This is a genomic window from Rufibacter hautae (genome assembly GCF_008271695.1).
GTDB classification, from domain to species: Bacteria; Bacteroidota; Bacteroidia; order Cytophagales; family Hymenobacteraceae; genus Nibribacter; species Nibribacter hautae.
Genome location: NZ_VKKY01000003.1, coordinates 104034 through 118838, shown reverse-complemented (window position 1 = coordinate 118838; position 14805 = coordinate 104034). Strand labels below are relative to the sequence as shown.

Here is a 14805-nt window from a genome sequence, read left to right as displayed (position 1 = left end):
AGTCCTTTGCGGTTTGCTACTAGTTATCTGCTATTGGCCGTAATAAGAATCCGGTCCGTGCTTTCTTTCAAAGTGTTTCTTGATAAGCGAATCCTGGAGACGCGGAACCTGCGGCCTGATCTGCTCCGTAAGGAACGCCATGCGCGCAATCTCTTCCACCACGGCGCTGTTGTACACCGCTTTCTTGGCGTCTTTGCCCCAAGTGAACGGCGCGTGGTTGCCTACCAGCACCATTTCCACTTCCTGGTAGCTCATGCCTTTCTCCTGCAGGTAATTCATGATCTGGAAACCGGTCTCGTACTCGTAGTTCCCCTGGATCATGGCATCGTCCATGGGCGGGGCGCAGGGTACATCGGTGGTGAGGTGGTCGGCGTGGGTGGTACCGTAGATGGGAATATCGCGCTGGGCCTGGGCCCAGGCAGTGGCGTAGGTAGAGTGCGTGTGCACAATGCCCCCGATGTTCTCCCAATGCTTGTACAGCACCGCATGGGTTTTGGTATCTGACGATGGCCGCAGAGAACCCTCCACGGTGTTGCCGTCAAAGTCCACGATCACCATCTTCTCCGGCGAGAGGTCCTCGTAAGGCACGCCGCTGGGTTTGATGGCGAAAACGCCTTGTGACCGATCCACGGCGCTCACGTTCCCGAAGGTGAATAATACCAGCCCTAATTTGGGCAATTGCATATTGGCCTGGTAGGCCTCTTCTTTGATGTGTTGAAAAGAACTCATGGATGCTTATCTGGTAAGGCCTTGCAGCTCCGTCTGCGCTGAAGTGATGGGTCTGGTTTGGCCTTCCTGGGCTGGGCTACCGGTTTCAGGTAAGTCAGACAAAACCGTAAGTTTAGCCGGGGCGCTGTGGATTTCCAGGAAACCGCCCAGCTCGGTGTATTTCTGGTAGCGCTTGGCGTACAGACCTACCCGCTCCTGGTTAGGGAAATACTCCAGGTCAAACCCTTGACCCATGGCTTCCATGGCATCTTCTACCCTATTGTAAAGACCAGCCGCAGTGGCCGCGAACATAGCGGCTCCAATGGCGCAGGTCTGCTCTGATTTATGAATCCTGATGGGCATATTCATGACATCGGCCATCATCTGCATGATGAACGGTGATTTTCTAGCTACGCCGCCCAAACCAATCAGGCCTTTCACCGGCACGCCCTGCTCATTGAAACGGTCCACAATTTTCTTCGCCCCGAAGCAGGTGGCTTCTACCAAGGCCCGGAACACGCGCGGGGCATCGCTGCCCAAGCCTAATCCGGAGATGGCGCCTTTCAATACCTGGTTCGCATCTGGCGTGCGGCGACCGTTGAACCAGTCAATGGCGAACTCGTTATTTTCTGATAATAGAATTTGGTCTGCGGCAATGCTCAGTTCCGGGATGATTCTGTTGGACACCTCCTCTACCAGCGCCTCGGCGGTAGCGGCATCAATGACTTGTGAGTTGGCCAGCAGGTTCTGCAACGGCCACAGCAAGATTCTCTTGAACCAGGCATACGTATCGCCGAAGGCGGATTGACCAGCCTCTAGGCCCATCATGCCCGGGATGATGGAACCAGGCACCTGGCCGCAGATTCCGTTTACCAGCGTGTCACCAATTTCATCAATAGGGGCCACCAGCATATCGCAGGTAGAGGTACCCATAACTTTGCTCAAATGATACGGCTCAATCTGACCACCCACGGCGCCCATGTGGCAGTCAAAAGCACCTACGCCCACCACTACATCGGTTGACAAGCCCAGACGCTCCGCCCACTCGGCACTTAACTGGCCAGCGGCTTGGTCTGAGGTGTAGGTATCTTGGAACAGGCGGGAAGTGAAGCCGTCCAGCACTGGGTCCAGGGAAGCAAAGAAGTCATTGGGAGGCAGTCCGCCGAACTCAGCGGCCCACAGCGATTTATGGCCTGCCGAGCAGACGCTGCGTTTCATTTGGTCTACGTTGTTACCGCCGGTGAGCAGGAACGGAATCCAGTCGCAGTGCTCTACCCAGGAGTAGGTGGCTTCGCGCACTTGGGCGTCTTCGCGCAGCACGTGAAGCAACTTGGCCCAGAACCACTCAGAAGAGTAGATCCCGCCCACAAACTGCAGGTAATTTGTCTCGAATTTGGTGGCATGCTCGTTGATCTCGGCGGCTTCCTGCACGCCGGTGTGGTCTTTCCAGAGCACGAACATGGCATTAGGGTTTTCCGCGAACTCAGGCAACAAGGCCAAAGGTGTGCCCTGCTGGTTCACCGCCACCGGCGTAGAACCGGTCGTGTCTACGGAGATACCTTTCACCGCGCCCGCAATGGCCGCGCCGCCCGCTTTCTCCAGACAGTCTTTGATGGTTTTCTCCAAACCCTCCACGTAATCCAGAGGGTGCTGGCGGAACTGGTTTTCCGCTGGCACGCAGAAAGCGCCTTTGTTCCAGCGGGGATAGTTGAAAACAGAAGAAGCTACTTCCTCACCGTTTAAGGCATTTACCAGGACAGACCGCACAGAGTCAGAGCCATAGTCTACGCCAATCACATATACATCTTGTGCCATAGTCGACTTATTGTTGTCAAATTAACGTTTATTCCCACTATCACCAAAATTTGGCCTTCAACTTTTACGGATTTAAAAATTAAAGCTTCGTCTTAGCGTATTCTATTACAAGTATAGCAATAAGTTTCTTTAAATTGTTGTTTTGACACTTAATTTAATTTTCGAGCATCATCTTCCTTCCTCGCACCACTGGAGCAGCGTCTGCTCAGCCAAACCTACAGCATACTTGAAAGAAAAATGAGCTTCCGTTTCAAGGCTAGTTTTGTTAAAACAGCCTTGAAACGGAAGCTCATTTTATTGCTCCTCAAAAGCGCAGTAGCCGAATCACTTAGGACCAACTACTCAATGCACGCTGGGGTTTACACTAGGAACTTCTCGGGCTTAGGGATGAACTTGAGGAAAGCCTCAAAGTTGTCATAGTACTTCTCTTTGTCCAGCTTGAAGTAGAAGGCACCTTTGCGGGAACTCTCTTTATCTTTCTCCTCCTGGCGCACTAATAGGCCCGTAGAAAGAACCTTGCGGCTGAAGTTCCGCTTGTCAAAGGTGGTGTCGTAGAGTTTCTCGTAGAGGGTCTGGAGTTTGGGCAGGGTGAATTTCTCAGGCAGCAGCTCAAACAAGATGGGGTGCAGCGCGGCCTTGTAGCGCAGGCGCATCTTGGCCATCTCCACCATCTCCTCGTGGTCAAAGATCAGGCTGGGCATCTCGCTCAGCAGAAACCACTCAGCGTGGTACTCAGAGCTCAGTTGGGCCTCGTATTTCTGGATATCGATGAGAGCGAAGTACGGCACCGCGATGGTGCGTTCCACTGGGTCACGGGTAGGTTCACTAAACGCCGGAATCTGCTCCAGGTACACGCCCTCCAAGCCGGTGAGCTGTTTCAGAACCCGCTGGGCGCCCGCTTCCAGGCTCTCCTGAGGCTGCACGAAACCACCCATGAGGCTCCACTTCTGCTTCTGGGGCGCAAAACCCCGCTGAATCAACAGCAGCTTGAAGTTCTCTCCGTCAAAACCAAATATGATACAATCCACCGCAACAAGAATCCTTGTCTGGCCCGAATACTTCATCATTCCGCTGATATATTTAATAGCCCTGCTGCCAACGATGGCCTGACAGAACCAAAATTAGTTTGAGTGCACAAGCGCTTTCTTGTCTTTTGCTTTGACCCACCTTTAAGCAAATGGATTAAACAGGTCCTGAGAAAAATTTTAGACTTGTCTAAAGACAAAGCAAATAAAGGAATACAAATTGATTTTAGAGCAATTGGCCCGCAGGGCGTCAGGAAAATATTTGAAGGCAAAGCAATGCCTTCTCCATGTTTAGAACCTGATTTAGCCAAAACAGCCCTTAAACGCCTCTCGCGGGAAAAAAGAATCCCCGGAAACCGATCTTGTCAAACGTTTCCGAGGATACTATAATCCGAAGCAGCATATGCCTACTTCGCTGAGAATTTATGCACGGTGGTGGTGTTGTAGGTCTGGCCGGGCTTTAACACCGTAGACGGGAAAGCCGATTGGTTAGGAGAGTCAGGGAAGTGCTGCGTCTCTAAACAGAAAGCCGTTCTGAACTCATCTTTGCCTACTTTAAGTCCGTGGGCTCCTTCCATGAAGTTGCCGCTGTAAAACTGGATGCCGGGCTCCTGGGTCCGGATTTCCATGGTGATGCCGCTCTTATCTCCGGTGACCGTGGCCGCCAGTTTCATTTCCTTGCCAGCGTTCCCGCCAGTCAGCACGTAGTTGTGGTCATAACCGTTGCCGTACTGTAACTGTTGGTTCTGGTCTTTGATTCTGGCTCCGATGGCGGTTGCCTGCTGAAAATCGAACGGAGTACCTTTCACCGGCTCAATGCCCGTCGGGATCAGGGTGGAATCTACCGGGTTGTAACGATCCGCGTTGATTTGCAAGGTGTGCCCCAGGATGTCACCGCTGCCTTCCCCGTTCAGGTTGAAGAAGGTGTGGTTGGTGAGGTTCACGATGGTGGTTTTATCCGTGGTGGCCTGGTAATTCACCGTCAATTCATTCTCATCGGTGAGGGTATAGGTCACCTTGGTGGTCAGGGTACCGGGGTAGCCTTCTTCCATGTCTTTGGCCACGTAGGTCAGCTCCAGGGTTTTGTCGTCTACCTGTTTGGCATCCCACACCACGCGCGAGAAGCCTTTGTTTCCACCGTGCAGGTGGTTGGCGCCGTTGTTCGTAGCCAGGGTATATTCCTTGCCTTCCAACTTGAACTTCCCTTTGGCGATGCGGTTTCCGTACCGGCCGATGGTGGCTCCGAAGAACGTATCAGCGCCCTCGGTGTAGTCTTCCACATTGTCAAACCCGATGGAAATATCGGTCAGTTTCCCGGTTTTGTCCGGCACCAACAGACTCACCACACGGCCACCGTAATTGGTGATGGCGGCCTGAACATTGTTCTTGTTTTTGAGCACGAACAGATCGGTCTGTTTGCCGTCTATGTTTTTCTGGAAATTAGCGCGGGCGGGTAGTTTCACTTCGTTGGCCGTGGTTGTGGTTTGGGTTTCTGTCTCAGTTGTTTCCTGCTTGCCGGCGTTCTGATTACAGGCGCTCACCAGGAGCATAGAACCTACCAGTAACGTGGAAACAGGTCTTAGTACGTATTTCATAGACGAGTTATAGGGTTATACAGATTATTTTTTGAATGTAAGACTTTTCAGACAATTTCTGCTGCTGCCGCCTTTTGGTTTTACAACTGCGCCACCGCTACCACCGGCCACTGGTCTTTGTCCCAGGTAAGTTTCTCCACCCTGAGCTTAGGCCGGCCGTTTTGGGCGGCGTCGTACCCATGGAAGATAATGTAATCCGTTTTGTCAAAGGTATAGACTGAGTTGTGCCCTACCCCATTCCACTTCTCGTTTCCTTCCAGCAAGACAGTACCTCCACCGGCATCCATGGCTACGCCGTTTTTATCCAGATATGGTCCCTGCACATTCTTGGACCGGCCCACAATCATCTTGTAGTCACTCTTGGCCCCTTTACAGCAATAGTCAATGGAAGCGAACAGGTAATAATAGCCGTTTTTCTTGAAAACAAAAGGCGCTTCAATGGCATTTCCGCCGGCCTCGGCGGGGTTGCCCGGCAAAGGAGCCGGATTCGTCTGTAGCGTCAACCCTTTTCTGCGACTGGCAATGGTCGGTATTTTGGAAACGTCCTCGGCCACGCTCAGGCGGTCTTTGTTCATTTTCACCAGCTTGAGACCGCCCCAAAAAGACCCGAAGGTCATCCACGGGGTTCCTTTTTTATCGGTCACGATGTTGGGGTCGATGGCGTTCCAGTTGGTTTGGCCCGGGATTGACTCAATGATTTTGCCGTGGTCCACCCACTTGAAGTTCTTGTCCTGCGGGTCTAAGGTGGTGTTGGTGGCCAAGCCAATGGCCGAGGTGTTTTTGCCGAAGGCTGAGATAGAGTAGTACAGGTAATACTTGCCGTTGTAAAAGCTGATGTCCGGGGCCCAGATGTGGTTGTCTTTGAAACCAGCCACCGCCTTGGTGGCCCACTCCGGCGCCGTAGCGAAAATGGGGGCTTCCTTTTTCCAGTTCTGCATATCCGTGGAAGACCACACCGAGATGCCATGCCCCGTGCTGAACAGGTAGTACGTATCGCCCTGCTTGGTCATGACCGGATCATGCACGGTCATGTTATCCGTAGGGCGCACCTCCCCTACCTGTTGCCCCTGCGGTTGCTGCGCCTGCGCAGAACCAATGCCCGTGAGCAAGAGTATACCTAAGATGAAGCTTCTTACCATCATATCAATCTTTGTTGTCTTTCGTTTTGTAGCCGTTTTGGCCAAAATGAACCAGAAACAGGCCGGGTTGCCCAACGCCTAGAACCTGGCTTAATGGGGTTTAGAACACCATCACAAACCCGCCGTTGGGTTTCAGCTCCACCGTGGTCGTGCCGCCTTTGACCGGGTCAATGGTCTGTTGCTGCATTCCGGCGGCATCGGTGCCATCGGTGATGAGGGAGCCTTTTTTGCCGTCCAGGAAGGAAAGGTCCAGCTGCAGGGTTTTGGCGGTTTTCTCGCCGTTGATGCCGGCCACGTACCATTTGCCGTTCGCCTTACGGGCCATCACCACTTCTTTGCCCGGGTAGCCGTGAACGAACTTAGCGTCTTCCCACACGCTGGGCACCCCGCGCAAAAACTCCTGCACGTACGCCGGCATCTTGGCCATGCCCGAAGGAATCTCCACGTAATGTTGCACGCCCGAAGTAAACAGCACCGACAACGCCAATTCAAAACCCGGGGTGGTTCTGCGGGTGATTCTGGGGATTGTGGTCAGGTTCACGGGCGTGAAATCCATGGGGTCAAAGACATTGCGGGTAAACGGAATCACCGTGGCGTGGGCTGGCTCCTCATCGGCGTTCTGCTGCTCAAAGGTGATGAACTCAAACCCCTTGATAGACTCCATGGTCATGAGATTAGGATAGGTCCGTTGCCAGCCGCGCGGCAAAGTACAGCCATGGAAGTTCACCAGCAGTTGGTGCTCGGCGGCGTCTTTCAGGATGTCATTGTAGTACTGCATCACGCTCTGGCCATCGCCCCCGAAAAAGTCGATCTTCACGCCTTTGATGCCCATGTCCTGCAGGCGCTTGAACTCCTGCGTGCGGCTCTCGTGCGTGAGCATTTTGTCTCTGGGCGTGTACGGCGCGGTATTCCAAGGACCGGCCGAGTTGTACCACAGCAGCAGCCCAACGTTCTTGGTTTTGGCGTAGTCTGCCAGTTCCTTCACTTTCTCGTACCCGATCTTTTTGTCCCAGTCGGCGTCAATGAGGGTGTAGCTCCATTTCATGCGAGAAGCGTAGTCAATGAAACGCTTCTGCACATCGTACACCGTGGAATCGTCTTTGAGAATGGCCCAGCTCCACGCCGATTTACCCGGCTTGATGAAATCCTTGTTCATGCTCATGGCAGGCTTGGCCAGGTCAATACCCAGCGTTGACTCCGCGATGGTCTTGAGAGAACCCACGGCCACCAGGCGCCAAGGCGAATAAAAGGGTAATTCGGAGGTTGGGTTCACCCCACCGCCGGCCATTTTCTCCACGGCCTCCGGAAACGCGAGGCTGTATTCTCCGCCCGGCGAGTTCTGGCCCAGACGCGAACCGCAGTACTCTCCGTAAGAAGCGGTTTCCGAGAGCAAAACCCAGTTGTCACCAGCCGTCTGGAACAAAGCCGGGAAAACCCAGCCCGCTTTGATGGGCGAAGGCGTACCCACCGGGATGCCTTTCTGGTAATATTCTTCATACGAAGGGTTGGTGCTCTCCCATCCGGTTTTGGCATCAGACATGGGCTGCAGCCAACCTTTGGTACCCTCGGGCAATTTAAACGAAGTCACTTCCCTAGTAACGGTTTTCCTGCCGGATGCCTGTCCCGGGAAATAGTACCGGAAAGCCACCCCGTCATTAGACACCTGGAAAATAACGTCCAGCTGCCGACCCTCGGCATTCTTCAGGTGGAAGGTGCGCTTGTTCGCGCGATAGGAGTTCTCCTTGCGCTTGGCCGTCAGGATCTCGTAGTTGTCTTTCACAGACTCCACGCCGGAGACAGACGCCAATGTCAAACCTTGGGAAAGGTCCGCATCTTCCATGACTACGCCCAGGCGGGAATCCTGCAGTACGGTGGCACCGCCGCGGGAAACCGTGTACGTGGCGCTTTGCCCCGGCGTGAGGCTGAACCGCACCTTAATGCTTTGATCAGGGCTTTCTATGGTGTACTCCTTTTCCATAGCAGAACTGCTGACGTTGGTTTTCTGAGCACAGGCGCCCAAACTCAAGACTCCTACCAGAAGGATGAGGGACCGGTAAATTCCAGTCCGCAAGTTGTTTTGTTTTGATTGTAAAGGCATGTTGGTTAGTTAGCGAATTTCTGCGGCTTGCGCTTATGGGCTGTTTTCAGGAAAACGGCTTTTAAACGCGGGTCGCAGAAGTTGTATGACATTGATTGAGACCGAGAATCAGCTTGGGATGGCCAGACCAGGCAATTTTTCAGAAAGGCAAACCAGGAAAAGAACTACCGCACCAACCAACGCTTTCTTCCTGGAAGAGCTAATTCCCGGAGGAAAAAGCTAGATCGTTTCGGGACTGATTCTGTAAAAACAGCCCCGAAACGATCTAACCCTTACTATCCTCTCTTATTTTCCAGTGTTGGCAGCGTACTTGGCCACCACCGACCCCAGAGAGGAAGCCTTCACCTTGATGATGTTCACCGAGTAAGGCTCCAGGGACAATTTCACCCGGTTGTTTTTCACCGAGATTGACTGCTGCACCGGGGTAAGGGCCATCGGCTCTTTGAAGGAGTTCATCTGCTCCAGGTTGCTGCTTCTCATTTTCTGCAGGGTGCCTTTGCCTTGCACGCTTTTCACGCCTTCCAGCACAAACTCGCCGTCCTGCGCCTTGCCTGAGGTATTCACTACTTTCAGGATCAGTTCGTTTGTTTTCTGGTTGATGCTGGCCGAGGCGAACAGGTTGTCCTGCCCGGTCACGTTGGCGTTGTTGCGCTGGATGGGCACCAGGTGCGTTCCTACGTTCGTGGAGAACAGTTTCTGCACGTAGTAGTTAGGTGTCCCGAAAGACTGCAGGTTGTTTACCCAGATCATGTCTGGGGTCCACTGCCAGCCTTCCTCGTGGGCGAACAGCGGTGCGTAAGAAGCCATGGCCACTACATCGGCGTTGCGCTCCAGACCGGTCATGAAAGCGGCCTCGGCAAGCGCGCCTTTCCAGTTGTTCTTGTTGTCTGGGCTGGCGATGGCTACCGTCTGGGAGGCATACTCACCGGCGAAGATCTTAGGTCCTTTGCGGTCATAGTTATCGTAACGAGTGGCGTTCTCCTGGAACCACTCCGGCGCGCGGTAGTAGTGCTCGTCAATAATATCGGCATTGAGGCTGCGCATGGTTTTGTTCAGGTAATCGAACTCAGGGCCATCGGGGAATGGACCGGTGGTGGTGATCAGTTTCAGGTCTGGGTATTTGCTGCGCAGCGCTTTCTCAAAGATCTTGTAGCGCTCCACGTACTGCTCGCCCCACTGCTCGTTGCCCACGCCCAAATATTTGAGGTTGAACGGTGCCGGGTGGCCCATCTCTGCCCTGATTTTTCCCCACTCAGAAGTAACCGGACCGTTGGCGAACTCCACCAGGTCCAAGGCATCCTGGATGTAGGGGTCCAGCTGATCCAAAGGCACCACCTCGCCGGTGTTGAACTGGCAGGCCATGCCGCAGTTTAAGATAGGAAGCGGCGCAGCCCCAATGTCCTCGGCCAATTGGAAGTACTCAAAGAAGCCCAACCCGAACGTCTGGAAATAATCTGGTGTATGGCGATGCTTGAACTCGGTGTTCCAACGGTTCACCAAAGTAGCCCGGTTCTCCACCGCCCCAATGGTTTTCTTCCACTGGAAACGCTCATCCAGGGTACGCCCCTCCACAATACAGCCGCCCGGAAAACGCAGGAAACCCGGCTTCATATCGGCGAGCAACTGTACCATATCGGCACGTAGTCCGTTGGGACGCTGCTTCCAGGTGTTTTTCGGGAACAGCGATACCATGTCCAGGTCTACGGCGCCTTTGCCTTGGGCTAACACCCGCAGGCGCGCTTTGGGATCAGTATCAGTGGCGGTGAGGCTTACCTCGTACTTTTTCCATTCCTGACCAGCCGGGGTAAACGTAGCTGAACCCAGTTTCTCGCCTTTGGCAGTTACCAGTTCCACTACCAGCGGCATGGAACTGCCTGCTCCCTGACGGGCCAATACGGAGAAGTTGTACTGCTCTCCTTTCTTGATGCCCATGCCCCGGAAGCCCTCGTTGAGCAAACCATAGCCCGCGTCTGCTTTGGAGGTGAGGCGCAGGTACCGGCGGTTGGGGCTGCTTACCACGCTAGATTGGTTTATCACCAGCAGGCTGCCTTGGTCATTGTTCTGCTTTTGCTCTACCCAGCCCATCATGGGCGTGTCAAACTCAAAAGAGCGGTTTTTCACCAATTCGGCGTAAATACCGCCATCGGCGCCCAGGTTGATGTCTTCAAAGAAGACCCCGTACATGGTGGGGGCAATCTCGCCGTAAATTTTATCGGCTTTTACCGTAAAGGTGTTGCCCGAGGCGGCTGTCTGCCCAGATACGTTCCAGGACAGGAGGCATCCGGCAACCAACGCAGCAAAGGAAAAGGGTTTGTGTGTCATGGGTCTACAAAAAATCTGGTACTACGAATAATTATCTCAAAGCCGGATTGGTGCGCCGGCCTATTGTTCTTCTACTTCAGGAGCCGCACGTGATAGATGCCCGCCGTGGAGGAGTTCTCCAACGCGGTGAAGGTAAGTTTCAGGGTGTCGCCTTTGGCTTTCTCCAGCACCGCGGCCGGGATTTCATAATCTACCTCCACGAATTGATCTCCCAGGCTGCCGTCCAGTCGCACGGTCTGCAGCACGGTGCCGTTCACGGAGATGGTGAAGTTCCGGTCCCGGTCGGCGCCGAAATAGGTGAGGCGCAGTTTACGCGGGCCTTGCCCTTTGTTTTTGAGGGTATAGCTGAACCAGCCGCGGGCTAGTCGCCAGTGCCGGTCTCTGTGCACGCCGGACTCGGTCTTCTCGCCCGCAAAACCGTGGTCAGATTCTGGTTGCTGTTCGCCGGGCGCTACCTGGTCTACCGTCTGGGCTTCTAAGGCCAGTTTTGCTCTTTCCTTTTCCTTGAGGGCCGCATTTCTCGCCTCCAGTCCTTCAGGCGTAGTGACAGGCCAATAAACCATGTAGCGCGCATCGTGGATCTGGTAAAAAGGCACGAGCTTTACTCCCTTGTATTTCTGTGGCTGGATCAAACCCGAGGCCGTAAAGGTGAAAGGTTTGCCGGGCACCGGTTGAAGGCCGCTCACCACGTCTTTGCTGTTTGACACCAACACCGGCGCTTCTTCCAAAGAATACAAAGACCCATTGGCGACATGACCCATCCGGCTGCCATCGGCCTGGAGGCCGGTGAGGTCCGTGGAGTCTGTTACGGCGGCCAGCACAATCGGTCCCCGCACAAAAGAAACCCAGGGTGAGCCATCGGGCAGGGCCTCGGCTTTGGTGGTCATGGGCAGCGACACAGTCACGACATCCCCTGATTTCCATTTCCGGTCAATGCCCGCGTAGCCATTGGCCACAGTGGTTTCCACCTCTTTGCCGTTCACTTGCACGGTAAACTTGCCTTGCTGCACCCACGCTGGCTGCCGGATGTAGAGGGTGAATTTTTGCGCTTTTTTCAATTTCAGGCTTAAAGCGGAGGCTTCCTCAGAAGGGAATCTGGTATTCTGCGTTACCGTTAGGCCTTTCTCCTGCCAGTCCAGGCTGGAGGGCAGAAACAAGTTCACATACAGGTCTTTGTCTGAATGGGCGTACACCAGTTCGCCGTACTTGCCGTGGTTTTCCAAGCCTGAGCCTACGCAGCACCAGAAATCTTCCTGGGGCTGAGAGTACACGCGGTAGTGCCGCGGCCGCATGGAGGTGAAATATACAAAACCGCCTTTTTCGGGGTGCTGCGACGAGAGGATGTGGTTGTACATGGCCCGCTCATAGTAGTCCAGGTAACTTGCCGAGGCGCTGGACAGATACAGCTGCTTCGTGAGTTTGAGCATGTTGTAGGTGTTGCAGGTTTCGGGCCCTTCCTTGCTTTCCAGCATGGACGTGAAATTATTGGCCGGGTGGAAGTGCTCGCTCACGCTGTTACCGCCAATGGACACCGTGCGGTTATTCACCACCGTTTTCCAGAAGAAAGCCGCTGCGTTGGTCCAGGTCTGGTCATGGGTCAGTTCCGCTACACGCTGGTAACCGATCACCTTCGGGATTTGGGTATTGGCGTGCATGCCGTTCAAGACATCTTTGCCCTGCAGCAAAGGCGTGAGCACCGAGGTCTGGGAGAACCGTTTAGCCAGCGTCAGGTATTTGGCATCACCGGTGATTTCGGCTACATCGGCAAAGACCTCGTTCATGCCGCCGTGCTCGCTACGTAGCATGTCCTGGATTTGGGCATCGGAGAGGTTGGCGGTCAGGTCCAGGCACCAATCGGTGAGTTTCACCAGCATGGTCTTCGCCTTCTGGTTTCCCGCAAACTGATAGGCGTCGCGCAGGCCGGCGTAGGTTTTATGGATGTTGTACCACGGTACCCATTTCTGGTTCAGAGAGAAACTGCCGGCGTCTATCTTGCCGGCTTTGATGTCCTGCCACATCTGCTTGCCGCCGGGCGTGCCGCCCAGGTACCCGTCCCCGCTTTTCTGTTGACAGGCCTCCAGTGCATCAACCATGTAGTGGAGACGCTGCAAGACTTCCTGGTTTTGAGTAGCGGCGTACATGAGCGCTAACGCCGAGAGGTAGTGCCCGCCAATGTGCCCGTCCAGACCAGTGTTTTCCCAGTTGCCGTAGTTCTGCGCCTTGGGCTGGATTCCAGCCTCTTTCTGATAAGGAGCCAATAAACGGTCTGGGTTCAGGGACAGCATATACGCCATGTCAGTCTGTTGCGCTTGCCGGAAAGGACTTTCCAGCAAGCGCACAGAAGACAATGGGAAGCTTTGCAGTTTCCCGGACTGGGCAAACGCCACCGCCGGCACAAGGGCCAGCACCAAAACCTTGAACGCCTTTGAAATCATCGGAACTCGTTTTTAACCTTAGGCACCACACCGGAGCGTGGCCTACTTAAACTTACCAGGTGTTTTAACCCTCTTTTTGCAAATAAGGGCTAAAAAGGGGTTTGCCCAGAGGCACAAGCTGAAGGTTTCTTCTTTGTGTCTCCGGGCAATTCCCTCTTCTAAGCTATTATTTCTTTTTCATCCAGATTGCCAGACCTCCGCCGTTGAGGCCGGTCATGACAATGGTGGATGGTTTCTTGTTTTCCCAGTCCCTTTCCCTTGACACGTGCATCTTATCAAGGAACATTCCGCCGGCCCATCTTAACGTCAGCCAGGGAGCGTCATACACCCAGGTATTGTTAGGATCGCCGTTGATGGTTCCATTCGCCATCAAATTGGTTTCAAAGGAGGTAGAGAAGTTAGGATCTGTCTGCTCGTTCCCGAAGCCCGGTACTACGGTCTGGGTAAGCACGATCTGGTCATATACACCTGCCAGTTCTTCGGTGGTCACCGGGGTTTGCTCTACGTTGGCAAAGCGCTCCGGCGAAACCATGGGCCAGCCTTCCGGCGTCCAGAAAATCTCGCGTACGTGCATTACCATAAAGCCGGGGTTCACGCCCGGTCTGCCCTGGTGCGCCATGAAGAACTTGCCGTTGCTCTGGAACACCGATGGGTGCGCCACGCCTTGCCAGCCTCCGTGGTTGCTGAATTTATAAGGAGACAAGATCATGGGGCCATTGTCTGCGAGGTTATCCACGTTCACGCCGTTCCAGTCCAGGAAAGGACCGTTGGGGCTGGAAGAGCGGAACACTCTTACGTTGTACTTTGTAGAAAGCCAGTCATAAGAGGCAAACAGGTAGTACATGTTGGTTTGCGGGTTGTAGATGATCTCGGCGCCTTCCAGGTTACCATTCACCTGGCCATTGGTGCTTCCTCTTCTCGCTATGCGGACACCTTTGTCACCGGAGTTCAGGGGAAGACCAGTGGCAGGGTTCAGCTGCAGTTCAAACAGGCCATCCCAAGAAGAGCCGTACACCATCCAGTGCTGCCCCGCCGGAGTTACCACCACCGATGGGTCAATGGCATTGGTCCCAGGACCACCCTCCACGGAGGTTACCACCAAACCTTTCTCGGTCCAGGGGCCCTCAGGAGAGCTGGAAGTCAGCAAGCCAATAGCACTGACCCGGCCTTGGGTAGCCGCCAGGGAATAGTATAGCCTGAACTCACCGCCCACTTTCATGATATATGGTGCCCACAGTCCCTGTACCGGGGTGCCTCCGTTGGAGGTAATGTGTTGCACGCCCAAGGCAGGCAGGCTATTCAAGGCCCAGCCCACGTATTGCCAATCTACGAGGTCTTTTGACCGGCGCACCATAATTCCCACCCGGGCAGTTGTCCCGTAGGCCACATCTGTGCTGTAGCAGTAGTACCATTCGCCATCCTTCACAATGGAAGGATCATGGAGGTTGTAAGGTCCCCACTGCAGGGCAAAGGCATTGGAAGCCAACTGCGGGTAAGTGTCACTTAGTGCGTCAAGGCTGAACGGCTTGGGCGCGAAAATCTCTGGGTCTACTTCTGTCAATGGCTCATCATCCTCCTGGCAGGAGGTAAGCAGGGTCGCTGACAGCAGCGTATAGGTTAAAACTCTTCTGAAGATATTCATCATAATGCCAGTGTTATTGTAGTTTA

Annotated in this window: 9 protein-coding genes; all 9 read right to left on the bottom strand. The window is 54.1% G+C overall.

The genetic code is table 11. The features are described from left to right. Positions 1-30: 30 nt before the first annotated feature. Positions 31-729: an L-ribulose-5-phosphate 4-epimerase gene (locus FOA19_RS16940; RefSeq protein ID WP_149092050.1), complete on the bottom strand. Its 699-nt coding sequence runs from the start codon at positions 727-729 to the stop codon at positions 31-33. A gap of 6 nt (positions 730-735) precedes the next feature. Next, a complete protein-coding gene (locus FOA19_RS16935; RefSeq protein ID WP_149092049.1) occupies positions 736-2523 on the bottom strand; it encodes a ribulokinase in 1788 nt (595 codons plus the stop codon). A gap of 359 nt (positions 2524-2882) precedes the next feature. After that, the gene (locus tag FOA19_RS16930) at positions 2883-3590 is read right to left on the bottom strand and encodes an NUDIX hydrolase (RefSeq protein ID WP_149092048.1); all 708 of its coding nucleotides are present in this window, start codon (positions 3588-3590) and stop codon (positions 2883-2885) included. A gap of 365 nt (positions 3591-3955) precedes the next feature. After that, complete coding sequence (locus tag FOA19_RS16925; protein ID WP_149092047.1) at positions 3956-5143, bottom strand: aldose epimerase family protein; 1188 nt, start codon at positions 5141-5143, stop codon at positions 3956-3958. 80 nt (positions 5144-5223) lie between these two features. Beyond that, complete coding sequence (locus FOA19_RS16920) at positions 5224-6285, bottom strand: arabinan endo-1,5-alpha-L-arabinosidase (RefSeq protein ID WP_223808963.1); 1062 nt, start codon at positions 6283-6285, stop codon at positions 5224-5226. Positions 6286-6382: 97 nt separating this feature from the next. Further along, positions 6383-8353, bottom strand: coding sequence for a glycoside hydrolase family 97 protein (locus FOA19_RS16915; RefSeq protein WP_223808962.1), 1971 nt, complete (start codon positions 8351-8353; stop codon positions 6383-6385). Between the two features lie 312 nt (positions 8354-8665). Beyond that, positions 8666-10702 carry an alpha-L-arabinofuranosidase C-terminal domain-containing protein gene (locus FOA19_RS16910; RefSeq protein WP_149092046.1) on the bottom strand — a complete coding sequence of 679 codons (2037 nt, stop codon included), beginning with the start codon at positions 10700-10702 and terminating at the stop codon, positions 8666-8668. Between the two features lie 71 nt (positions 10703-10773). Then, positions 10774-13137 carry a glycoside hydrolase family 127 protein gene (locus tag FOA19_RS16905; RefSeq protein WP_149092045.1) on the bottom strand — a complete coding sequence of 788 codons (2364 nt, stop codon included), beginning with the start codon at positions 13135-13137 and terminating at the stop codon, positions 10774-10776. 166 nt (positions 13138-13303) lie between these two features. Continuing rightward, on the bottom strand, positions 13304-14782 hold the full coding sequence (locus FOA19_RS16900; protein WP_149092044.1) for an arabinan endo-1,5-alpha-L-arabinosidase: 1479 nt from the start codon (positions 14780-14782) through the stop codon (positions 13304-13306). Positions 14783-14805: the final 23 nt, after the last annotated feature.